This is a genomic window from Bradyrhizobium sp. AUGA SZCCT0177 (assembly GCF_018130125.1).
In the GTDB taxonomy this organism is placed as follows: domain Bacteria; phylum Pseudomonadota; class Alphaproteobacteria; order Rhizobiales; family Xanthobacteraceae; genus Bradyrhizobium.
The window spans coordinates 76421-99828 of sequence record NZ_JAFCMA010000010.1 but is presented as its reverse complement, the minus strand read 5'-3'; the positions used below and the strand labels follow the sequence as shown (position 1 = coordinate 99828).

General features: G+C 63.4%; 21 protein-coding genes. 7 read left to right on the top strand and 14 right to left on the bottom strand.

The annotated features are described in order from the left end of the window. Positions 1-7: 7 nt before the first annotated feature. On the top strand, positions 8-1603 hold the full coding sequence (locus JQ597_RS13910; RefSeq protein ID WP_212264831.1) for a class I adenylate-forming enzyme family protein: 1596 nt from the start codon (positions 8-10) through the stop codon (positions 1601-1603). A gap of 3 nt (positions 1604-1606) precedes the next feature. Here the strand turns inward: JQ597_RS13910 and JQ597_RS13905 are convergent, their stop codons facing one another. Next, positions 1607-2470, bottom strand: a complete 864-nt coding sequence (locus JQ597_RS13905) for a hypothetical protein (RefSeq protein WP_212264830.1) — start codon at positions 2468-2470, stop codon at positions 1607-1609. A gap of 260 nt (positions 2471-2730) precedes the next feature. Here JQ597_RS13905 and JQ597_RS13900 point away from each other — a divergent pair, with 260 nt between their 5' ends. From JQ597_RS13900 to poxB, 5 genes are all read left to right on the top strand, one after another. Beyond that, positions 2731-3384 (top strand): tetratricopeptide repeat protein, encoded by a 654-nt coding sequence (locus tag JQ597_RS13900; protein ID WP_212264829.1) that lies wholly within the window; start codon positions 2731-2733, stop codon positions 3382-3384. Positions 3385-3413: 29 nt separating this feature from the next. Next, positions 3414-3968: a hypothetical protein gene (locus JQ597_RS13895; protein WP_212264828.1), complete on the top strand. Its 555-nt coding sequence runs from the start codon at positions 3414-3416 to the stop codon at positions 3966-3968. Between the two features lie 145 nt (positions 3969-4113). After that, the gene (der, locus tag JQ597_RS13890; protein ID WP_212264827.1) at positions 4114-5499 is read left to right on the top strand and encodes a ribosome biogenesis GTPase Der; all 1386 of its coding nucleotides are present in this window, start codon (positions 4114-4116) and stop codon (positions 5497-5499) included. Positions 5500-5528: 29 nt separating this feature from the next. After that, complete coding sequence (locus tag JQ597_RS13885; RefSeq protein WP_212264966.1) at positions 5529-6746, top strand: TCR/Tet family MFS transporter; 1218 nt, start codon at positions 5529-5531, stop codon at positions 6744-6746. A 128-nt stretch (positions 6747-6874) separates the two neighbouring features. Then, positions 6875-8611, top strand: a complete 1737-nt coding sequence (gene poxB, locus JQ597_RS13880; protein WP_212264826.1) for a ubiquinone-dependent pyruvate dehydrogenase — start codon at positions 6875-6877, stop codon at positions 8609-8611. Positions 8612-8656: 45 nt separating this feature from the next. Here the strand turns inward: poxB and JQ597_RS13875 are convergent, their stop codons facing one another. From JQ597_RS13875 to JQ597_RS13820, 12 genes are all read right to left on the bottom strand, one after another. Further along, the gene (locus tag JQ597_RS13875) at positions 8657-9883 is read right to left on the bottom strand and encodes an ABC transporter substrate-binding protein (RefSeq protein ID WP_212264825.1); all 1227 of its coding nucleotides are present in this window, start codon (positions 9881-9883) and stop codon (positions 8657-8659) included. 103 nt (positions 9884-9986) lie between these two features. Then, positions 9987-11063, bottom strand: a complete 1077-nt coding sequence (locus JQ597_RS13870; RefSeq protein WP_249147857.1) for an NHL repeat-containing protein — start codon at positions 11061-11063, stop codon at positions 9987-9989. Positions 11064-11358: 295 nt separating this feature from the next. Beyond that, positions 11359-12099 (bottom strand): SDR family NAD(P)-dependent oxidoreductase, encoded by a 741-nt coding sequence (locus JQ597_RS13865; RefSeq protein ID WP_212264824.1) that lies wholly within the window; start codon positions 12097-12099, stop codon positions 11359-11361. Positions 12100-12266: 167 nt separating this feature from the next. After that, positions 12267-13775: an amidophosphoribosyltransferase gene (purF, locus tag JQ597_RS13860; RefSeq protein ID WP_212264964.1), complete on the bottom strand. Its 1509-nt coding sequence runs from the start codon at positions 13773-13775 to the stop codon at positions 12267-12269. Positions 13776-13805: 30 nt separating this feature from the next. After that, on the bottom strand, positions 13806-14435 hold the full coding sequence (locus JQ597_RS13855) for a CvpA family protein (RefSeq protein ID WP_192740670.1): 630 nt from the start codon (positions 14433-14435) through the stop codon (positions 13806-13808). 167 nt (positions 14436-14602) lie between these two features. Then, on the bottom strand, positions 14603-16078 hold the full coding sequence (gene radA, locus JQ597_RS13850) for a DNA repair protein RadA (protein ID WP_212264823.1): 1476 nt from the start codon (positions 16076-16078) through the stop codon (positions 14603-14605). 83 nt (positions 16079-16161) lie between these two features. Then, the gene (locus tag JQ597_RS13845; protein ID WP_212264822.1) at positions 16162-17307 is read right to left on the bottom strand and encodes a threonine synthase; all 1146 of its coding nucleotides are present in this window, start codon (positions 17305-17307) and stop codon (positions 16162-16164) included. Positions 17308-17406: 99 nt separating this feature from the next. Beyond that, positions 17407-18810: an adenylate/guanylate cyclase domain-containing protein gene (locus JQ597_RS13840; protein WP_212264821.1), complete on the bottom strand. Its 1404-nt coding sequence runs from the start codon at positions 18808-18810 to the stop codon at positions 17407-17409. A 152-nt stretch (positions 18811-18962) separates the two neighbouring features. Beyond that, positions 18963-19628, bottom strand: a complete 666-nt coding sequence (locus JQ597_RS13835; protein WP_212264820.1) for an HAD family hydrolase — start codon at positions 19626-19628, stop codon at positions 18963-18965. 139 nt (positions 19629-19767) lie between these two features. Next, positions 19768-20199, bottom strand: a complete 432-nt coding sequence (locus JQ597_RS13830; protein WP_212264819.1) for a hypothetical protein — start codon at positions 20197-20199, stop codon at positions 19768-19770. A 73-nt stretch (positions 20200-20272) separates the two neighbouring features. Continuing rightward, the gene (locus tag JQ597_RS13825; RefSeq protein WP_212034038.1) at positions 20273-21157 is read right to left on the bottom strand and encodes a prohibitin family protein; all 885 of its coding nucleotides are present in this window, start codon (positions 21155-21157) and stop codon (positions 20273-20275) included. Between the two features lie 134 nt (positions 21158-21291). Beyond that, positions 21292-22017, bottom strand: coding sequence for a sulfite exporter TauE/SafE family protein (locus JQ597_RS13820; protein WP_212264818.1), 726 nt, complete (start codon positions 22015-22017; stop codon positions 21292-21294). A gap of 211 nt (positions 22018-22228) precedes the next feature. Here JQ597_RS13820 and JQ597_RS13815 point away from each other — a divergent pair, with 211 nt between their 5' ends. Next, complete coding sequence (locus JQ597_RS13815) at positions 22229-22597, top strand: GFA family protein (protein ID WP_212264817.1); 369 nt, start codon at positions 22229-22231, stop codon at positions 22595-22597. A 28-nt stretch (positions 22598-22625) separates the two neighbouring features. Here the strand turns inward: JQ597_RS13815 and JQ597_RS13810 are convergent, their stop codons facing one another. Further along, positions 22626-23354 carry an adenylate/guanylate cyclase domain-containing protein gene (locus tag JQ597_RS13810; protein WP_212264963.1) on the bottom strand — a complete coding sequence of 243 codons (729 nt, stop codon included), beginning with the start codon at positions 23352-23354 and terminating at the stop codon, positions 22626-22628. Positions 23355-23408: the final 54 nt, after the last annotated feature.

Genomic DNA, 23408 nt, shown 5'->3' with positions numbered 1-23408 from the left:
TTGAGCCATGGACTGGTCGCAACATCCTATTCCGGCGATGCGGCTCGAGACGCGCTTCAGCGATCGCGTCGTGTCGGCATTTAGCGAACGGCCGGGCTCCGTCTGGGCGATGATTGCCGAGGCTGCAGAGAGAAATCCGGATGGCGAAGCGTTGATCTGCGGTGATCGCCGGATGAGTTGGCGCGACGTGGCCTCTCAATCGGCACGGATTGCGGCCGGGTTTCAGCGGCTCGGATTGCAGCGCGGCGATCGTATCGCCGTGCTGCTCGGCAATCGCGTCGAGTTCGTGCTGACGATGTTCGCCGCCGCTCATGCCGGCCTTGTGACGGTGTTGCTGTCGATCCGCCAGCAAAAGCCTGAGATCGCCTATGTGCTGACCGATTCAGGCGCAACGCTCCTGGTCCACGAAGCGACACTGGCCGAGCGCGTGCCGGATGCGCGCGATGTGCCTGACCTCCTGCATCGCGTTTCCGTCGGTGACGGCAGCACCTCGCAGTTCTCCGATCTGTTGGATATCGAAGCGTCTGCGGCGCCTGCCGAGGTCGGCGAAGAAGACACCGCGATGATCCTCTACACGTCGGGCACCACCGGCAAGCCAAAGGGCGCAATGCTGGCGCATTGCAACATCATCCATTCGTCGATGGTCTTCGTGTCCTGCCTGCAGTTGACCGCGGCGGACCGCTCGATCGCCGCGGTGCCACTCGGGCACGTCACCGGCGTGGTCGCCAACATAACGACCATGGCTCGCTGCGCGGGCGCACTGATCGTGATGCCGGAGTTCAAGGCCGCGGAATATCTGAAGCTGGCGGCGCGAGAGCGCGTCACCTACACCGTGATGGTGCCGGCGATGTACAATCTCTGCCTGCTGCAGCCGGATTTCGACAGCTACGATCTGTCGAGCTGGCGGATCGGCGGCTTTGGCGGGGCGCCGATGCCGATTGCGACGATCGAGCGGCTGGCCGCCAGGATTCCGGGCCTGAAGCTGGCAAATTGCTACGGCGCCACCGAGACGACGTCGCCGTCGACCATGATGCCCGGCGAATTGACCGCGCGGTACATCGACAGCGTCGGCTTGCCCTGTCCCGGCGCGCAGATCATCGTCGTCGATGCCGACGGCCATGAACTGCCGCGCGGCGCGATCGGTGAAATCTGGATCCACAGCGGCTCGGTCATCAAGGGCTACTGGAACAATCCAAAAGCAACGGCTGAAAGTTTTACCGCCGGCTTCTGGCATTCCGGCGATCTCGGCTCGGTCGATGAAGCCAGTTTCGTGCGCGTGTTCGATCGCCAGAAAGACATGATCAACCGTGGCGGCCTGAAGATCTATTCTGCCGAGGTCGAGTCTGTCCTGTCAGGCCATCCCGACGTGCTCGAAAGCGCGATCATCGCCAAACCGTGCCCGGTGCTCGGCGAGCGCGTCCACGCCGTGGTCGTGATCAGGGGCGGGGCCAGCGTTGAGACCTTGCGTGCGTGGTGTGCCGAGCGGCTGTCGGACTACAAGGTGCCGGAAACCATCGACCTGACCGCCGATCCGCTGCCGCGCAACGCCAACGGCAAGGTGCTGAAACGGCAGTTGCGTGAGGCTCGCAATTTAAGCGCCTGACGATCAGAGCTTCGGCGCGCTGCCTTTCGGCATCGCATTGCGTTCGTTCTGTTCCGCGGTAAGCGCATCGCTGTCGATCGCCGCCGCGCTGATGACGCGTTTGACGTCCAATAGCGAAAACTGCGCGATCCCGACACGGTCGGATGCTGTGCCGGGGATCAGCTGCACGCTCAGCACGCCGTCGCAATTGGCGCCCTTGGCTTCGCTGAGCATCGCGGCCAGCGCTTTCTCCTTTGCCTGCGCACGCTTGACGACCGCCACGCAGCTGCCCCGGATGGTTTCGCCGTTGAGCTTGAGCGCGGCCTTGGGATCGAGTGGCTTGCCGATGGCCTCGATCGCGGTTGCTTCCTTGTATTTCGTGCCGACCGATACGATCGAGCCGGCGCGATAGATGTAATAGAGGTGCTGATCGCCGACGATGGTGGGTGCGCCGTATTTGCCCATCACCTCCTTGACCATGTCGGCCTTCGCCGGCTGCTGGTCCTTCGCAAAGGTGAGGTTGCGGGCGAGGAAGTAAATGCGATTGCCGCTCGCCGGCGACGAAAAGCTGCTCGACAGCATCTCACCGTTCTGGCTGGGCCCGGGAGGAAGGCTGAAAGTCAGTGCCGAGGTGAAGCTGATCGCGGTGCTGCCGAACTTCTGCTGCTGGACGTCGGTCGTGGTGTTGGTGCGTCCCTTGAAGAACGATTCTAGCGTGGCACGCGCGGAATCAGCGGTGGAATCCGCCGAGATGCCCAAAATGTCCGGGCGCAGCTTGCCGGAAAATGCCGAGTCCGGCGTCCTCGCCTTGATGTCGTAGGCTTGGGTCGCGGCGGGCAGGGCGGCGGCCCCGATGGCAAGCGTGACGACCAGGGCGCGGCAAACCATGAAGCACCTGCAAAATCAGACGAATAACCGACAAAAATCGAACGGATTACGCCAAGCTTTGAACCGTGAAGTCAATATTCCCGGACGTTCGCGGCGCGGGACAACTCGCTTCCGACTGCCACGTCCAGCGTTAACGCTTTGATCCGGCTCGCTTTGCCTTGCCACCGCCATATCGTTAGGGTATCGCCGCCGCCATGCGGGGATCGGGCGCAGGGCGCCGCCGCGCGTCCAGCGGCTCAGCGGGGATGGGATAGTCTTAAGTGTCTGAATTATTTAATGAAGTCGATGAGGAGGTCCGTCGCGATCAGCTCAAGAAGCTGTGGGACCAATATTCCATCTATATCATTGCCGGAGCGCTCCTGATCATCGCCTCCGTGGGTGGCTGGCGTGGCTACCAATATCTGGAAGCCAAGAAGGCGGTTGAGGCCGGTGCGGCCTTCGACAAGGCGGCAGAGCTATCGGAAGCCAACAAGCACGCAGAGGCCGAGGCGGCGTTTGCCGAGCTGGCGGCGAAGGCGCCGGCTGGATACCGCGTGCTGGCGCGCCTGCGTACGGCCGCGGAGGTCGCAAGCCGCGACCAGCAGGCTGCCGCCAAGATGTTCGACGAGATTGCCGCCGACCGCAGCGTCGGCGTGGCGGAACAGGATCTGGCCCGGATTCGCGCCGCCCAGTTGCTGCTGGAGAGCACCTCCTATCCCGACATGAAGTCTCGCCTCGAGGCGGCAGCCGGACCGGCTGCTACCTTTCGCCATACTGCGCGCGAATTGCTGGCGCTGTCGGCCTGGCGCGCCAACGATGCGACAGCGACACGGCAATGGCTGGACGTAATTGCCAATGACGGCGGCACGCCACCGAGCCTGCGCTCACGCGCCGAAGCGCTGCAGGCGTTGCTTCCGCCTGTCGCAAAGAGCTGAGCCGGCCAACGAGATAACGAGAACCGAGCATGCGCCGCCCGCACCGTCTGATCGCAGCCACCGTCCTCATCGCGTTTTCCAGCGCGCTGGCGGGCTGTAGCAGCATCGGCAATTTCGATCCGACCGACATGCTCGACTTCCTCGACACCAAAAAGAAGCTGCCCGGTGAACGCAAACCGGTTTTCCCCGACGGTGTGCCCGGTCTCGAGCAGGGCGTGCCGAAGGATCTCTACAGAGGCGCGCGCCAGCAGCAGATCGACGACCCGAATGCCCAGGCAGCGGTCGCACCGGCGCCGCAGGAGCCGAAATCGAAGGGATCCGCGAAATCCAGAGGCAGGCAGGCCCCGGTTGCAGCAGCGCCCGCGGCTGAGCCCGCCGCCGCAGAGCCCGATGCCGCGCCCGAGGAAGAGGGCGGCACCAACGCAGCGCCGCCGGCGCCGAAGCCGAAGAAGATCGTGCGCAAGCGCACCACCGCGCCGCCGCCCGACCAGCCGGCGGCCCAATCGGCGGCGCCCGCGCAGTCCACCCAACAATCCGCCGCGCCGTTCCCGGCGCCGATGCCGAGCGGCAGCTTCACGCGTTAATTGCATAGCGTTTTCGCGCGAAGTCGGCGCCGGTTCGCGTAAAGCAAACGCGTCAAAACAAAATCAGAGCGCGGTTCCGACGGAACCGTGCTCTATCGTTTCGTTCGATTGACACGTCCATCAAAAAGGGCGTTTGGATTTATTTATGCCCTTCACGATTGCCATCATCGGCCGGCCCAATGTCGGAAAGTCGACGCTGTTCAACCGGCTGGTCGGGCAGAAGCTCGCGCTGGTCGACGACGAACCCGGCGTCACCCGCGACCGCCGCGAGGGCAATGGGCGCCTCGGCGATCTCGAATTCACCGTGATCGATACCGCCGGCCTCGATGAAGGCGCCAGGGGTTCGCTCACCGCGCGGATGCAGGAACAGACCGAAACCGCGATTGCGCTTGCCGACGCGCTGATGTTCGTGATCGACGCGCGGGCCGGGCTTACGCCGAACGACCGCGCCTTTGCCGATTTCGCCCGCCGCGCCAACAAGCCGGTGGTGCTGGTCGCCAACAAGAGCGAGGGCAGGCACGGCGAAGTCGGCGCGATGGAAGCCTATGCGCTCGGGCTCGGCGATCCCGTGCAGATTTCCGCCGAACATGGCGAAGGCCTCAGCGATCTCTACGACGCACTGCGCGTGCTGATGCCCGATCCCACCGAGGAGGGTGAGGAATTCGACGATGACGACATCATCGAATCCGATGAGGATTTCGCCAAGCGTCCGATTCGCGTCGCGATCGTCGGCCGTCCCAACGCCGGCAAATCGACGCTGATCAATCATCTGCTCGGCGAGGAGCGGCTGCTGACCAGCGCCGAGGCCGGCACCACCCGCGATTCCATTTCGGTCGAGGTGACCTGGCAGGGGCGCGACTTCCGGGTGTTCGATACCGCCGGCTTGCGGCGGCGGGCGCGGATCGACGAGAAGCTGGAGAAGCTATCGGTGGCGGACGCGCTGCGCGCAGTGCGCTTTGCCGAAGTCGTTGTCATGATGATGGACGCGCAGAACCGGTTCGAGGAACAGGATTTGCGCATCGCCGACCTGATCGAGCGCGAGGGACGCGCGGTCGTTCTGGCCGTCAACAAATGGGATTTGATGGAGAAGAAAGGCAGCCTCGTTTCGGGGCTGCGCACCGATGTCGATCATTTGCTGCCGCAGATGAAGGGCGCGCCGGTTGTTGCCGTGTCGGGCCTGATGGGTGAGGGCATCGATCGGCTGATGAGCGCGATCGAGCAAGCCTATGCGGTATGGAACAAGCGCGTGCCGACGGCAGCCCTCAATCGCTGGTTCGAACAGGCGGTCGACGCCAATCCGCCGCCCTCGGTGTCGGGCCGCCGGCTGAAGCTGAATTACATCACGCAAGCCAAGGCGCGGCCGCCGAGTTTCATCCTGTTCTGCTCGCGCGCCGACGCGGTGCCGACGTCTTATTTGCGCTATCTCACCAACAGCATGCGTGAGGCCTTTGATCTGCCGGGTACGCCGATCCGCATTATGCTGCGCGAGAAGGCCAATCCGTTCGCCCACAAGCGCAAACGGCCGTCGTGAACGAGGCGGCCTCGGAACGCGCGACCGGGATGCCGCCGGTGCGCAGCGGCGCAGCCATCTTCATTTTCGTTACCATCCTGCTCGACATGTTCGCGCTCGGCCTGATCCTGCCGATCTTGCCCAAGCTGGTCGAAAGCTTCGTCGACAACGATACCGCGACCGCCGCGCGGATCTTTGGATTGTTCGGCACCGCCTGGGCGGTGATGCAGTTCATCTTCTCACCGATCCTCGGCGCCTTGTCCGACCGGTTCGGCCGCCGGCCGGTGGTGCTGTTGTCCAATTTTGGCCTGGCGCTGGACTATGTACTGATGGCGCTGGCGCCGTCGCTGCTGTGGCTGTTCATCGGCCGCGTCATCTCGGGCATCACCTCGGCCAGTATCTCGACGGCTTTCGCCTACATCGCCGACGTGACGCCGCCGGAACGGCGCGCTGCCGTGTTCGGCAAGATCGGCGCGGCGTTCGGCGCCGGATTTATTCTCGGCCCCGCCGTCGGCGGCCTGCTCGGTGACATGGATCCGCGGCTGCCGTTCTGGGTCGCGGCGGGCCTGAGTTTTGCCAATACGCTTTATGGCTGGCTGATTCTGCCGGAGTCGCTGCCGCCGGAGCGCCGTTCGCCGTTCCGCTGGAAGAGCGCCAACCCGCTCGGCGCGTTGCATCTGCTGCGCTCCGATCGGGTTCTCGCAGGTCTCTCGCTAGCCAATTTCTTTGGCCAGGTCGCGCATGTCGTGCTGCCCTCGACCTTCGTGCTCTATGCGACCTATCGCTATGGGTGGGACACCAAGACCGTCGGGCTGACGCTGGCGCTGGTCGGTGTCTGCGCCATGGTGGTGCAGGGCGCAGGCGTCGGACCGATCGTCACGCGCCTTGGCGAACGCCGCGCGCTGCTGCTCGGGCTCGGCTGTGGGGCGCTCGGTTTCCTGATCTATGGCGCTGCGCCGACCGGTCCGCTGTTCTGGGCCGGCATTCCCGTGATGGCGCTGTGGGGCATTGCCGGTGCGGCGATCCAGTCGCTGACCACGCAACTGGTCGCGCCCGATCAGCAGGGCCAGTTGCAGGGCGCCACCAACAGCGTCAACAGCGTTGCCCAGATGGTGGGACCGTTTTTGTTTACGCTGATCTTTGCCTATTTCATCAGCGAGTCTGCGCCGGTGAAAATGCCGGGCGCGCCGTTCCTCCTGGCCGCGACGCTATTGGTGCTGGCGCTGGTGGTCGCGTGGCGGACCATGGCTGGCAAACCAGCCGCTTGAAGGCGGCCGTCTCTGAGCGGATGGAGAGTTCCCCTGACATCACGGTAGCCTGAATTGTTTGGATCCGGCCGGCCCGTTACATCTGATGGCTGACGTTCCGAAGCTCCCCCCAACAGAGCGAGGCCACCATGCCGATCGACACCGTCGCCGACCTCATCGCGGAAACGCTGATCCAGGCCGGCGTGAAGCGGATATTCGGCGTGGTCGGGGACAGCCTGAACGGCTTGACCGAAGCGCTGCGCAAACGCGAGGTGATCGACTGGGTTCATGTCCGGCATGAGGAAGTCGCCGCCTTCGCGGCTTCAGCTGAAGCGCAAATCACCGGCGGGCTCGCGGTATGCGCGGGATCGTGCGGGCCGGGCAATCTTCACCTCATCAACGGCTTGTTCGATGCGCATCGCAGCCGCACGCCGGTACTGGCTATCGCCGCCCAGATTCCATCCGCGGAAATCGGCGGGGGCTATTTTCAGGAGACACATCCCCAGGAGTTGTTCCGCGAATGCAGTCATTATTGCGAGCTCGTTTCCGATCCGGCGCAGCTTCCTTATGTGCTGGAAAATGCGATCCGCGCTGCGGTCGGCCGCCGTGGCGTGGCCGTCCTGGTGATCCCCGGCGATATCGCGCTGCGACCGGCGCCCAGCCGTGGCATTTCACCGAATGCTGGGCTTCTGCCGAAAGCCCCGGTGGTTCGGCCGGATGAGACGGAATTGACGGCGCTGGCGGGGCTTTTGAACGGCGCCAAACGTATCACGCTGTTCTGCGGCCGCGGCTGCGCGGGCGCCCATCCCAGCCTGATGCGGCTGGCGGACAAGCTCAAGAGCCCGATGGTGCATGCGCTCGGCGGCAAGGAACACGTTGAATTCGACAACCCCTATGATGTCGGCATGACCGGCTTCATCGGCTTCTCGTCCGGCTACGCCGCCATGCACGCCTGCGACGTGTTGCTGATGCTGGGGACGGATTTTCCCTATAAGCAGTTTCTACCGACGGGAGCGAAGATCGCGCAGGTCGATATCCGCCCCGAAAATCTCGGCCGCCGCTGCAAGCTCGATCTCGGTCTCGTCGGCGATGTCGGCGTCACGATCGAGGCGCTGCTGCCGAAACTGACGGCAAAGGATGATCGCCGCCATCTCGACGACAGTGCCGCCCACTACAAGAAAGCCCGCGCCGGACTGGACGAACTGGCGCGCGGGACGCCCGGGCACAAGCCGATTCACCCGCAATATCTGGCGCGCTTGCTCAGCGAGGCGGCTTCCGACGACGCTGTGTTCACGGCCGATGTGGGTACGCCGACGATCTGGGCGGCGCGCTATCTCGTCATGAATGGACGCCGTCGTCTGCTGGGATCCTGGGTGCACGGCTCGATGGCCAACGCGATGGCGCATGCGATTGGCGCCCAGGCGTCGCAGCCGGGGCGACAGGTGGTGTCGATGTCCGGCGATGGCGGGTTTGCGATGCTGATGGGTGACCTGATCACGCTGCGGCAGATGAAGCTGCCGGTGAAAATCGTGATCTTCAACAACGGCGTGCTCGGATTCGTTGCGCTGGAAATGAAGGCGTCCGGGTTCATCGAGACCGGCGTCGATCTCGAAAACCCTGATTTCGCGGCGATGGCCCGGGCCATGGGCATTCATGCGCGGCGGGTCGAGGATCCCGGCGATCTGCCGCAGGCGATCCGCGACGTACTTGATCATGACGGGCCGGCCGTGCTCGACGTCGTGACGGCGCGGCAGGAATTGTCGATGCCGCCCACGATCACCGCGGAACAGGTCAAGGGCTTCAGTCTGTGGGTTCTGCGGGCTGTCATGAGCGGGCGGGGCGACGAGGTGCTCGATCTCGCCAAGACCAATCTGCTGCCGCGTTGAAGGAGCGACCGGCCGGACCTCGATGGGTGCGGCCGGTCGGCTTTGTTATTTCTTCACCAGCGGGCAGTCGCTGGCTTCGAGCGGCTTGGCGGCGTCTTCCGGGGCGATCGTGGCGATCTGCTTGTAATAGTCCCACGGACCCTTCGACTCTTCCGGCTTCTTCACTTCGAACAGGTAGGCCGGAATGAGACGGCGGCCGTCGGCGCGCAGCGGGCCCTTGCCGAACAAGGGGTCGTCGGTCGGCAGTTCCTTCATCTTGGCGATCACCTTGGCGCCGTCATGCGGATTGCCGCCGAGCGCTTCCATCGCCTTGAGATAATGCAGCACCATGGCGTAGTTGCCGGCTTGCGTCATCGACGGCATCGCATTCTTGCTCGCCAATGCGGCAAACCGCTTCGAGAAGGCGCGGGTCTGATCGTTCAGGTCCCAGTAGAAGGATTCTGTGAAGGTCAGGCCTTGCGCCGTCTTCAATCCCAGCGAATGCACGTCGTTGATGAACAGCAGCAGTGCGGCCAGCTTCTGGCCACCGGCGACGATGCCGAATTCGGAGGCCTGCTTGATCGCGTTGGTGGTGTCGCCGCCGGCGTTGGCGAGGCCGACGACCTTGGCTTTGGAGGCCTGTGCCTGCAGCAGGAACGAGGAGAAATCCGAGGTGTTGATCGGATGCTTGACGCCGCCGAGCACCTTGCCGCCATTGGCGGTGACGACCGCGGAAGTATCGCGCTCCAGTGCGTGGCCGAAGGCGTAATCGGCGGTCAGGAAGAACCAGGTGTCGCCGCCGGATTTGGTGAGCGCCTTACCGGTGCCGTTGGCCAGCATGTAAGTGTCGTAGGTGAAGGAGATCGTGTTCGGCGTGCAGGCCTTGCCGGTGAGATCGGCCGTCGCGGCGCCCGAATTGAGCAGCGCGATGTTCTTCTCCTTGACGAGGTTGCTGACGGCGAGAGCCACGCCGGAGTTCGGCGTATCGGCGATCGCATCGACCTTGTCGTTGTCGATCCATTGCCGCGCGATGTTGACGCCGACGTCGGGCTTGTTCTGATGATCGCCGCTGACGACGTCGATCTTCCAGCCCTTCTTGAGCAGCCCGGAATCCTCGATCGCCATCTTGACCGCGACCACTGAATTGGGGCCGCCGATATCGGCGTAAAGGCTCGACATGTCGTTCAACACGCCGATCTTGACGGTCTTGTCCTGGGCGTAGGCGGGCGCAGCAAAACTGACGCCGGCAACGGTAATCAACGCGGCGAGTCGCCGCGCGGTGAATGCAGTCATGTATTTCCTCCATCTATGTCGCCGGGTGGCCTTCTTTGGGAGGTCCACGCCCGGCATATGACTGAGACGGTGGTAGTGGTTCCGGATGTCCTGGGCAATCCACCTATCGTAGCGCGTCCGATGTCAGCCTGAATTTCTGGATTCGCTTTCCGGTGTCGACTTCGGCGGTATAGACGTTGCCCTTGGAATCCACGGCCATGGCGTGAATCCAGTGGAACTGCCCGGCATTGCGGCCGCTGCGTCCAAAACTCCCGACCACGGTACCGTCGTCGCGCTTCAGCACCCGGATTTCGTTGTTTTCGCCATCGGCGCTCAACAGCCAGGTCTGTTTCGGATCGGGCCAGACGGCGATGTCCCACACCGCGCCATTGCCGAGCGTGTTCTTCTCGAAGAACCACTCCTTCACGAAAGTTCCATCCTTCTTGAACACCTGGATGCGGTTGTTGATGCGGTCGCAGACATAAACCATCCCGTCATTGGTGAGCTTCACGCAATGCACGGGATTGGCGAATTGCTGGGCAGCCGGCGCCTTGGGATCATAGGGCGGCTGCTTGTCGTCGTTCGGTGGCCTGCCATAGGCGCCCCAATGCCGCTTGTAGGCGCCTGACGTGGCGTCGAACACGATGACGCGGCGGTTGCCGTACCCATCGGCGATGTAGATCTCGTTGGCATCCTTGTCGACCGCGGTCTCGGCGGGTTTGCCGAGTTGCGTGGTGTCGTTGGAGCCCTTGCTCGGCGCGATCTTGCCGATCTGCATCACGAACTTGCCGTCGAGGGTGAACTTGAGAACCGCGTTGTCATTGTCGGCGTTGCCGCCGACCCAGACAAAACCCTTCTCGTCGACTTCGATGCCATGTTCGCGGCCGACCCATTCATAGCCTTCGCCCGCACCGCCCCAGGAGCGCAGCAGATTGCCCTCGGCGTCGAACTCCAGCACCGGCGGCGCCGAGACGCAGCATTTCGATCGGGGCGGGGTCAGCGTCGCGCCCTTTTCGTCGTCGGTCAGCGAGCGCGGACGATGGATGACCCAGATGTGGTCCTTGGAGTCGACGGCGATGCCGCCGACCTGGCCGAGAATCCAGTTGTTCGGCAGTGGCTTCGGCCAGGATGCATCGACCGCGAAGGTCGGAATGTCGCCGGCGAGCGCGGGAAGCGGCATCGCCGCAACTGACATCAGCATGGCGGTCGCGACGCCTGCGAAAATGGTTCTGGTGAGATGTTGGATGGCAGGTATCGAGCGCGCGCGATGATGCATCGGCATGATGCTTCCTCCCTTGATCTTCTTGGCGGGTTGCTCCCGCTTGCGCGGGCAGTCAATCGCGGGGAGGGGGAGGAGTCAACGGTATGACACCGTCATTGCGAGCGAAGCGAAGCAATCCATGGCGTCACGCAAAGGAAGAATGGATTGCTTCGCGAAGCCTGTCATCGGGCGCGCATTCGGGCGTCCCGTTGGCTCGCAATGACGTGGAGAGAGTTCAAGCCGGCGCGCGAAAGTCCATCAGCGTGCGCGTCTTGTAATCGTAGAGCTTGCCGGTTTCGGTCCAGTCGGGCGCGCACATCGGCACGATGAACTCCGCTGCCTGCTCCGGCGTGTCCAGCGTCGCGGGGTCTTCGCCGGGGAATACCGTGGCGCGCATCTTCGTGCGGATCGGGCCGGGGCTGAAAAGGTTGACGCGGAGATTGGTGCTCGCGGTCTCCTGTGCCCAGGCGCGCGCCAGGGCTTCGAGGGCGGCCTTCGAGGCGGCGTAGGGACCGACATAGGCGCTGGCCTTGTTGGCGGCGCCGGAAGTGACGAACACGGCGCGGCCGGCGTCGGACTGCCTTAGCAGCGGTTCCATGCATCGGATCAATTGAAAGTTCGCGGTGACGTTGACCGCCATCACGTCGTTCCACGGCTTCAGCTCGATATGACCGAGCGGCGAGGAAGGGCCGGCGACGCCGGCATTGCCGACGAGAATGTCTATCTTGCCGTGACGCTCGTGCAGCGCCGCCCCAAGCCGGGCGATGCCGTCGGAGTCGGTGAGGTTGAGCGGCACCAGCGTGGCGCTGCCGCCGTCCTTGCGGATCTCGTCGTCGAGCTCTTCCAGCCCGCCTTGCGTGCGCGCCACCGCCACGACATGCGCGCCGGCCTTGGCAAGCGCGCGCGCGGTGGCATAGCCGATGCCGCGCGAGGCGCCGGTCACGAGAGCGATACGGGAGGCGAGGGATTGGGGCATAGAAGAAGCTCTAGCAAAAACGTCGTCCCGGCGAAGGCCGGGACCCATACGCCGTGACGGTTATGAGGCGATTGGTGGTTGTATCAAATGGCGTTCGAAAAACGAAGGCCGGTGGTTATGGGTCCCGGCCCCGGAGCGCAATTGCGCCCTAGGCCGGGACGACACAGTCAACTCGCCTCCGCCAGCAACGACAATTGACGGGGCGACGGCTCGGTTTCGCTCTGGTCGGTGAGGTGGGTCGGGTAGGCGCCCGTGAAGCAATGGTCCGAGAATTTCGGATTGGCGGGATCGCGGCCGGGTTCGCCCATCGCGCGGTACATGCCGTCGATCGACAGGAACGCCAGTGAATCGGCGCCGATGATCTCGCGCATCTCCTCGAGGGAATGCGTAGCGGCAAGGAGTCCGCCGCGGTCCGGCAGGTCGATGCCGTAATAATCGGGGTAGAGGATCGGCGGCGAGGCGAGGCGGAAATGCACTTCGCGCGCGCCGGCGTCGCGCATCATGCGCACGATCTTCTTCGAGGTGGTGCCGCGCACCAGCGAGTCGTCGATCAGGATGATGCGCTTGCCTTCGATCGCGGCGCGGTTGGCCGAATGCTTCATGCGCACGCCGAGTTCGCGCACGCTCTGGGTCGGCTGAATGAAGGTGCGGCCGACATAGTGGTTTCTGATAATGCCGAGTTCGAACGGCACGCCGGAATGCTGGGCGTAACCGATCGCGGCGGGCACACCGGAATCCGGCACCGGCACCACGACGTCCACCTCGACACGGCTTTCGCGCGCGAGCTGCGCGCCGAAGGCTTTTCGCACTTCATAAACCGAACGGCCGCCGACGATGGAATCCGGCCGCGAGAAATAGATGTATTCGAAGATGCAGGGCCGCGGCGGCCTGGGTGGAAACGGCTTGTGGCTGTGCGCGCCCTTGTCGTCGAACACGATGATTTCGCCGGGTTCGATGTCGCGGACATATTTGGCGCCGATCATGTCGAGCGCGCAGGTCTCCGAGGTGAGGATCGGGCGGCCGTCGAGGTCGCCGAGCACGAGCGGCCGGATGCCGAGTGGATCGCGCGCGCCGATCAGTTTCTTGTTGGTCAGCGACACCAGCGAATAGGCGCCCTCGATCGTGCTCAGCGCCTCGATGAAGCGGTTGATGAAGCGGGTGCGTTTCGATTGCGCGACCAGATGCAGGATCACTTCGGTGTCGGTGGTCGACTGCATCATGGCGCCGTGGAGCACGAGTTCGCGGCGCAGCGTCAGGCCGTTGGTGAGGTTGCCGTTATGGCCGACCGCGAAACCGCCGGCATTGAGCTCGGCGAACAGCGGCTGCACGTTGCGCAGGATGGTGGCGCCGGTGGTGGCATAGCGGACATGGCCGACGGCAGCGTTGCCGGGCAGGCGCTCGATCACTTCGCGGCGGGAGAACGTATCGCCGACGAGGCCGAGTCGGCGTTCGCTGTGGAAGCGGCTGCCGTCGAAGGAGACGATGCCGGCGGCTTCCTGGCCTCGGTGTTGAAGGGCGTGTAGTCCGAGTGCAGTGATGGCGGCGGCCTCGGGATGGCCGAAGATGCCGAACACGCCGCATTCCTCGCGTAGCGTGTCGCCTTCGAGATCGTCCTGCAAATCGATCGGACCGGAGTTTCGGTCAAGTTGCTCGGCGGGATCGGAAGGGTTTTGCATCGCGTCCATCGCCTCTCTTTTGGCCAAGAGTTACTTGCTCGCAGGTTTCTCGATCAGCTTTTTAAGGCCGTCGCGGGCAGGTTTGCTGTAGCCATCGCCGGACGCCGGGGCTGCCGGCTCGGCGTCAGTTGAATCGTCGTCGGGTTTATTCTTCTTGAATCTCTTTAAGATGGTGTTCTCAGGGTCGTCAGGCAAGAGCGCCATTAACCAATCGCCGGTTCCCTGCAGCACCATCCGGGACTTCGCCCCGGTGATCCAGTCGGGTCGCTGCTTGTCCGGAACCAGCCAGCTGAAGAACAGGAAGGCGACAACCACGATCAGGAGGCCGCGGGCCAGCCCGAACAGGAACCCCAGCGTACGATCCAGCGCGCCGATCCGGGAATCCAGGATCATGTCCGAAATCCGCACCGTAATGATGGACACCACGACCAGTGTGGCGATGAAGGTGCCGGCCACCACCACCACGGCCGCGACCGTGTCGTTATTGAAATAAGTTTTGGCGGTCGGCAGCAGCTTGGAGAAAGCATACAGCGTGACCAGAGCTGCCGCGCCCCAGGCTGCGATCGACAGAATCTCGCGCATGAAGCCGCGCACCATGGCGAGCAGCCCCGAAATCAGCATCACACCAAGCAGGACGAGATCGAGTATCGTTATCGGCATCGGCTGGTCAGGTCCGCTCGTAAATGCTCAAAGTCTTGCGAATCGGCGTGTCGGTGCCGTTCTAGGTGATGGTCATATGGCGTGTCCCGCAAGGCCGGATATCACGCCATCCCACGCGCCTTTCGCGCGCGTTGTATAGCGGCGAGGGGGCGTAACGTCACGCCGCTTTAGCCGTTCTCGCGACGGAATCGCGCCGGTGTGGCATTTTTCTCCGCTGGGCCCTCGCGATTGGCCTCGCGGTTACCCTCTCGATTGGCTCTGGGCGTGCCGCGCGCGGCAATTTCGGCGACCAGGCTGGTCAATCCGCCGACGCTGTTCAGCACAAGGCCCGCGTCGCCGCCGGCCTCGCCACGCGCCGATTCGGGCAGTATTGCGCGGCCAAAGCCGAGTTTTGCCGCCTCCTTCAGCCGCGCCGAGGTTTGCGCCACCGGCCGGACCGCGCCGGACAGCGAAATCTCGCCGAAATAGACCGCATCCGTCGGCAGCGGCGCGTTGACCAGCGACGACACCAGCGCGGCGGCGGCCGCGACGTCGGCCGCAGGCTCCTGGATCCGCAGGCCGCCGGCCACGTTCAGATAGACGTCGTAGCCGGACAGTTTGACCCCGCAATGGGCCTCCAGCACCGCCAGCACCATCGAGAGCCGGCTCGGGTCCCAGCCGACCACGGCGCGCCGGGGCGTGCCGAGGGTGGTCGGCGCCACCAGCGCCTGCAATTCCACCAGCACCGGGCGGGTGCCCTCGATGCCGGCAAACACAGCGGTGCCGGGACTGCCGAGGTCGCGTTCCGACAGGAATAATTCGGAGGGGTTCGAGACCTCACGCAGGCCGAGGCCCGTCATCTCGAACACGCCGATTTCATCCGTCGGGCCGAAGCGGTTCTTCGCCGCGCGCAGGATGCGGAATTGCTGCGAGCCTTCGCCCTCGAACGACAGCACCGCATCGACCATGTGCTCGACCACGCGGGGGCCGGCGATCTGGCCGTCCTTGGTCACGTGACCGACCAGGATGATCGTGGCGCCGGACTTCTTGGCAAACCGAATCAGCGCCTGCGCCGAAGCGCGGACCTGGGTGACCGTGCCGGGGGCTGATTCCACCGTATCGGTCCACATGGTCTGGATCGAATCGATCACGATCAGGCGCGGCACCGCGCCCTCGGACAGCGTCGAGACGATGTCTTCGACGGAGGTCTCGGCGGCGAGCTGCACCGGCGCGTCGGCAAGGCCGAGCCGCTCGGCGCGCAGCCGCACCTGGGCGACGGCTTCTTCGCCTGAAATGTAGACCGCGCGATGCCCCGCACGCGCCATCATGCTGGTGGCCTGCGTCAGCAGCGTCGATTTGCCGATGCCGGGATCGCCGCCGACCAGCAGCACCGAGCCGCGGACAAAGCCGCCGCCGGTGACGCGATCGAGTTCGACCATGCCGGAGGAGAGGCGGGGCGCGTCCTGGCTTTTGCCGGTCAGCGATTCCAGCGCGAAAGTTCTTCCCCTGCGTTTGGAGCGGATCGAGACCGGCATCGAGGTGGCGCCGGTCGTGTCCTCCTCGGTCAGCGTGTTCCACTCGCCGCAGGACTCGCACTTGCCCTGCCAGCGATTAAACGCCGCGCCGCAGTTCTGGCAGACAAAGGAGAGGGTGGATTTGGCCATGAAGTCCCGGTGAGCGAATGTTCTTATTTTGTTCTATAGTGGTTCCGGAGCCAAGTCAAAGGCTGGGAGGTGCAAAGCCGGAATCAAAACAGCTCGGCAATCGTGGACGCCGTCTTGATGCCCGTTCCCGAGATCAACACCACCGTGCTTTCGCGCTCCGCAATGACGCCTCGCGCCGTGAGCTTGGCGAACGCCGCGGCGACACCTGCTGAGGTGGGCTCGACGAACAGGCCGAGCCGCGCGAGCCGCCTCAGGGCTGAGATGATCTCGTCTTCGGAAACTGCGATCGATTGCCCGCCGCTGTCCTTCAAGGCGTGGATCATTTCCTTGAGCCGCAGCGGATGCGCGATCGCGGTGCCTTCCGCGATCGTCGTGCGGACGGCGCGGTCGACCGGCGTGTCGACGCCGGCCTGGAAGCTCGCATCCAGCGGCGAACAGTTGAGCGGCTGCGCGGCGAACAGTCTTGGAAGTTTGCTTATCTGGCCGGCGGCGAGCAACTCGGAGAACCCGATGTGGCAGCCGAGCAGGTTGCTGCCCGCGCCGACCGGGATGATGATGTTGTCGGGCGCCGTGAAGTTGAAATCTTCCCAAATCTCATAGGCGACCGACTTGGTCCCCTGCAGGAAGAACGGCTGCCAGTTGTGGCTGGAGTAGAAGATCTCGCTGGACTGGCGGATCGCCTCGCGCTGGGACTCCTCGCGCGGCCCTTCGACAAGCTGCACCTCGGCGCCATAGGCGCGAACCTGCGCGACCTTGGCGGGCGACGTATAGGCGGGTGCGAGGATCTTCACCCGCATGCCGCCGGCTGCGCCATAGGCCGCAACCGACGCGCCGCCATTACCAGAACTGTCTTCGAGCACCGCATCGATGCCGAGCTGCCGCACATAGGACAGCATGACCGTGGTGCCGCGGTCCTTGAAGCTGCAGGTCGGGTTGAACCATTCCAGCTTGAAAAACGGCCGGAAGTCGTCCCATTCCTTTTGCACCAGCGGCGTGCAGCCTTCCCCGAGCGAAATCGGTTTTGCAATCTCGACCGGCAGCGAGGCCCGATAGCGCCATAGCGACCGCGTGCCGCGATCGATGTCGTCTCTGGTGATACCGGGTTGCGGGTTGATCAGCAGCGGCTTTTGCCCGTCGGCGCACCAGCGCGGAACATCCAGCGGATAACGCTCGCCGCTGCGCGGTTCGACGTAGAAGGACTCATTTTGATTTTGTTTGGATCGGGGCATTGGGTCAGCCATACGCGGGTTCAAATCTGCGGTGGCCTATGCGCCCTGAAACGGTGCAAGGTCAACCTCGAACCGTGGCCGCTGCTTTGGCGTCGTTGCTCAAGACGCATCGTAATCCCGCGTCCAGATCCCAACCGGTTGCTCGAGACCGCGAATGGTCCGTGGCGGCTTTTTGACAAGGTGCAAGAAGTCGGCGTTTGAGCTGCCGGTTTCTGCCCGCGCTCGCTGCACCAGTTCGTCGCTGGCCACCAGGGCGCAGCCGTATTCGCGGGTCAGCGCCTCAAGGCGGCTGGCGGCGTTCACCGCCGTGCCGATGACAGCAAATTCAAGCCGGTTCAGGCCGATGTCGCCGAGCACGACCTGACCAAAATGCAATCCGATGCTGAGCTGGATCGGCGGCTCGTCGCGGGTTTTTCGTTCGCGGTTGAGTTCAGCGATCGACCCGATCATGGCCTGCGCGCAGCGCAGCGCGTTGCCGGCGTCGGAATCGCTGGTGAAGGGCGTGCCGAACGTCGCCATCAATCCGTCACCGAGATATTTGTCCAGCGTTCCCAAGTGCCGGAACACTTCCCGTTCCATCCGCTCGTGGAACTGCCGCAGCGTCCCGATCACTTGCATCGGGCTGCGGCCGTCCGCATAGGCGGTGAAATCGACGATGTCGGCGAACAGTACCGCGACATTCTGCGTTCGCACCTGTTTGAGCGGATCGTCGTTTTTCGACAGCTGTTCGACGACATTGGGAGAGAAATAGCGCGCAAGGTTGGTGCGTTCGCGTTCGATGCCGGCGTGGCTGATCAGCAGGGCGTTCGAGCGTCGCGCCGCCAGCGCCAGCGTCATGGCGACGATCAGGAAGACGGTGATCTGCTGGAACCGCGCGCCAAAGCCGATCGACGAGGGGTCGATGATATCGAACAGCCTGACGTCGGAGCCGACAGCGGCCCGCACCAGTTCCGACAGCGCGGCGTGGGTTTGTGGCTGCAGGTAAACCCAGCCGACGCCGATCGCCCACAGCGCCGATGTCCAGAACCCCATCGCCACGACGGTGCGCCATGAATAGGCCAGCGTCGCGGTGCCCAGGAAAACAAAGAAGTAGATGAAGCTGTCGAATCTGTACTGCATCGCAAGCGGCCAATCGACCGTGCTCCAGGGATTTGGCACGACGGTCAGGAAGGTCATCAGCAGCAGGTCGCAAAATATCAGAATAAGCTCCGGCCACGACCGCTCGGCCTTGCCGACCTTGAGCTGGGCCCAGCCGATCAGGGCGAACAGGCCGAGCATCAGGACGTAATAGAGAACTTCCCATTCCGGATTGATGATCGGCAGGGTTGCGGCCGTCACCGCCAGTGCAACCCAACGGGCCCGAACGGCGAGCAGCAAGCCCTCGCGCTTGCTGTCGGTAAGCGCGGCCTCCGCGAATTTCAGGGTATCTTGCCGGACGTCGGTTTTCCCTGTCACCCGGTTGCCGGTATCGGTGATAGCAGCCACATCAGCTATTGCGCTCAAGACATCGCCCTCAAGGCCGAATTGATCGGATCATGCATTATGCCACGGTACCGGGCATTGTTGGCGTCAGCATGATGTCATCCGGCGGCGTTTTTCAAATGCGGGTCGCGATGCCCCGGCCTGCGCCTTCGCTGACGGCGTTTGCGGGCGGCCTAGCTCTTGAAAAACTGCAGGGCGACGTGCTCGACGTCCGACCACGAATGCGCCAGGTGGACGGCGCCGGCATCGCGCAGCCTGAGATCATGGCCATCGCGAATATGACTTGCCGCGCACAGCCCGACGACGGTCATGCCAGCGGCAACCGCCGCCCTGATCCCACTTGCGCTGTCTTCGATCACAAGACATTTCTCCGGGCCTACGCCCAATTTGCCTGCAGCGAACAGAAAGATGTCCGGATGCGGCTTTCCTCGCGCGACCATATCGGCACTGAAAACATGACTGCCGAATTCCGCTTCCAGCGCCAATACCGAAAGGCACAGCTGCAGCCGATCCATCGAACTGGACGAGGCGATGCACCGGGGCAGGTGGGAAAAACGCCTGATGAAATCCGAAGCGCCACTCACTTCCTTCAAATCAGCCCGGAACCGCTCGAAGGTGGCAAGCTTGAGCTGGTTGGAGAAATCCGCAGGTAGCGGTTTTCCGATTGCCGCCTCGATCTCAGCCACGGCTTCATCCCATCTCCGGCCGGAATAGCGCGCAAGCGCCTGGTCGAGCGTTGTTGAATGACCGAGGCCGGTGACCGTTTCCGCCAGAACGGTATTGGCGATCGCCTCGCTGTCAGCGATGACGCCGTCGAAGTCGAAGATCAATGCGCCCACGATTATCAATTCCAGGAAGGGATCGAGGTTCGCACGTTAGCATGCGGTCCCGCATGAAATGGACTGACGTAACCGGAAGCAGTCGAACACTTTCTGTTGCGGTGTGTATCAACCGGGGGTTCAGGCAAACGGTCTGCGCCTAGCGCCTGGCGGCACCACTCCCGGCCTTGCAGCGCAGATACGGCTTGCCGTCGATCTTGATGGTGCCGTTCGGGCCGGGCGCGAGCTTGACGGTCGCTTTGCGTGGTTCGATGCCCTTGTTGAAATAATCCCAGAATTCAAAACAGGTGACCGAGAGATTGATGCCGTCTCCGGCCACGGTCTTGCGGTCGATCCGGCAGTGATTTTCATATTGGTCGACCATCGGCGCCGGCTTGCCGCCGATCGGCTTGCTCATGTCGATGAGCGTTTTGCTGTCGGGGCCTTCCTTGTTGCGGCAGTCCTTCGCGGTCCTGGCCCAGAGACCGTCGAAGCTCTCCGCGGCTTGCGACGCCGGCGTCGCGGCTTGCGACGCAGGCGTGACGAGGGCGAAAGCGATCGCGATGCCCGCCATGGTGATGACATTCCGCATGGGACCTGCTCCTGAGACGATGATGCCTGAGATCGCGATCCCAGGCATCACCGCTTCCGGATGTTTTCGAAGATTATTTGACCGAGACGAACGGCACCGCGGAGCCGGGCACCATGGTGGTCGGCAGCACACCGTTCCAGCGCTCGGCCTGCACCAGGGTGACGAGGTTCGGGTTGGTGCCGAGCGCCTTGGCGCGGGCTTCGATCGCGGCGGCTTCGGCTTCACCGGTCAGCTTGATGTTGGTGGCGCGGGCTTCACCGTTCAGCCGCAACGCGTCGGCGGAGGCCTGCGCTTCGGCGCGGACGGCGTTGGCCTTGGCGTTGGCTTGCGTGACCGTGATCTGCGCCTGAACCTTCTCGCGCTCGGCGTTCTGCTGCAGCTTCTGCACCTCGACTTCGGCCAGCATGCGCTGCTCGATCGAATGCAGATAGGTCGAGCTGAACTCGATGTTCTCGAGCTGCACGCTCTCGACGATGATCATCGGATCATCCTTGAGCGAAGCGGTAATGGCGTCCCGGATCGCGTTGTTGAGGGCGCCGCGCTCCTGAATGGCTTTCACCGCGGTATAGCGGCCGAATACGATCTTGACCTGCTGGTTGACGGCAGGGCTGACCACCTGATTGACCGCCGCCTGCAGCCGGCCGAATTTGGCATAGAGATCCGTTACTTTTTCCGGCGATGCCCGCAACGTGACGCTGATCTTGAGATCGGCGGGCTGCTGGTCGTAGGAATAGGAATTCATCTTGTCCCAGGAGAAGGTCGTGGTCTTGACGCTTACCTTCTCGACGCTGTCGATCAGCGGGATCTTGAAGCCGAGGCCCGGCTGTGCGGTGCCGATAACAGCGCCATAGCGCAGCAGCACGCCGCGCTCGGTCTGATCGACGGTGTACCAGCTTCCGGCTGCAATCAGGCCGATGGCGATGACGGCAACGACGGCGCCGATAATGCCCCTGTTCATTTCTAAATCTCCTGTGGCTGAACATGAGTGTTCACGCCACGCAACGTCTAAGGCCTCATCCGAAATTGGATGTGATGCACGTCACTTCGTCTCCTGGACCGAAGGGTTGGTTCAGATCGGAACGAGCGGATTTTTCAAACAGTGAAGGCCGACCAAAGCAGGGAAAGTCCCGCCGCCAGCATGATGCCGTCCATCAGCAGGCGGAACATGTTGGGCTGCAGGTGCAGCACGAAGCGCTTGGCAATGAAGGCGCCGAACATCAGCGAGGAGCCTGCAACCAGGCCTTTCAGCGCCACATCTGATGTCAGCGCGCCGAAGCGTTCGAAGGTAACCGATTTGCTGAGATAGAGCCCGAGCGAGCTTGCGGCTTCGGTGGCGAGGAACGCGCCCTTGTTCAGCCCGTAAAACAGAAACAGCGGCACGCTGAGCGGGCCGGTCGACACCACGATGCCGGTGAGATAGCCGATAACAGCGCCGCCGACCGCCAGATGCCAGAGCCGCGCTTTAAGCTGGTGTCGGTCAAGCCAGTGCCGCACCGGCACCATCGCGATCAGAAACAGCCCGATCGCGATATCGACGGCGTGCGACGGCAAGGCCAGCAGCGTCCGGGCGCCGAGCGCCGCAGCCGGAATTCCGGTGATCGAGTAGGCGAGGCAGGCACGCCAGTCGACCTCACGCCACCAGGCCAGGATACGCGACAGGTTCGCCATCACGGCCGCCACCGCCATGATCGGCACGGCTTCCTTCGGCCCGTATTGATAGATCAGCACCGGCATCAGCATGATCGACGAGCCGGTGCCGACGATGCCGCTGATGGTACCGGCGAGAAGCCCGACCGTGAGGACGAAGAGGAAACCCAAGACTTGCTCCCAAGACTTACTCCGAAGACTTGCTCCCGACTCGATCCGGCGGGACCGGAAAGCTAGCAACTTTCGCGACGCAGCGGCAATGCAACCCGGTCACCTTTGGCGGCGTTATGGAGACACGACGTTGCTTGCTGCTGACAGCATGCTGGCAGCAGGCACCGTTTATGAACCTCGCCGTGTCGGATCAATCGGAAGGGAACAGATCGTGCCAATCAAGGGAAGCTGCCATTGCGGCCAGACGCAATTCGAGGTGAACGAGATGCCGGCCGACGTGACCCGCTGCACCTGTTCGCTATGTTCGAAGCGCGGCGCGCTATGGGCCTATTACACGCCCGCGCAATTTCGTCTGACCTCGCCGCCGGAAAATGTCGCCACTTATTTGTGGGGCAGCCGCACCATCAAGCATCATTTCTGCGCCAATTGCGGCTGCGGGACCTATGGGGAATCGCCCGATTGGTCGACGGGTAAACCGGATTTCGAAAATCCCAAGGTCGGCGTCAATGCGCGGCTGTTCGACGATGTCGATCTCGACACCGTGCCGGTGACGGTCATCGACGGCAAGAACCTCTGGTGAGCAAGGACCGCTGGAAAGCGAGGCAGGGCTATGCCGCGTAAAGCTCGATCGGGGCATCGAATCCCTTGAGCTGAAAGGTCTTCGAATGACTCTCCTGCAAATCCGGTCGGGCGCGCTGATAGACCTCCTGCGTCACGAGAATCTGGTCGGCTTCGGCGACCGACTGCGCGCGGGAAGCGGTGTTGACGACGGTGCCGATGGCGGTGAGGTCGCGGTGTGACCGGCCGAATTCGCCAAAACTGAGTTCGCCAGCGTGAATGCCGATGCCGATCCCGAGTTCGCCGGCGTTCAGGCCGAGGGCCACTGCAAGGCTGTCGCGCCGCTCGCGCCAGTTCCTCTGGATATCGCGTGCCGCGAGCAGGGCATTGCGGACATGGTCATCGCGCCGCAACGGAAAATTGAAGACGGCCATGACGGCATCGCCAATCGTCTTGTTGAGGAGCCCCTCATGCGCCCAGATCGCGCCCGCACACTCATCATAGAACGCGTCGAGCAGGCCCGAGACGGCCTCCGCCGACTTCGATTGGGACAGGCTGGTATAGCCGCGCAGATCGGCAAACATCACGGTCGCGTCGATGGTGATCTTGCGGGCTCGCATCACCTTCGTGAACATCAGCTCGCAGATGGTGCAGGTGTTGGGGTTCATTCGGCTGGGGCGAACGCCAAACGCCCGGAACGGCACCGAGATGACCCCGCGGAGCGGAACGGGCATGTGCATCTGCTCCCAGCAGCCCTTGCAGAAACGCGAATGTTGCAGCGCCGCCATTGTTCACCATGCGTCGCGGGAGGGGCAGGCTTGTCGAGCCTACAA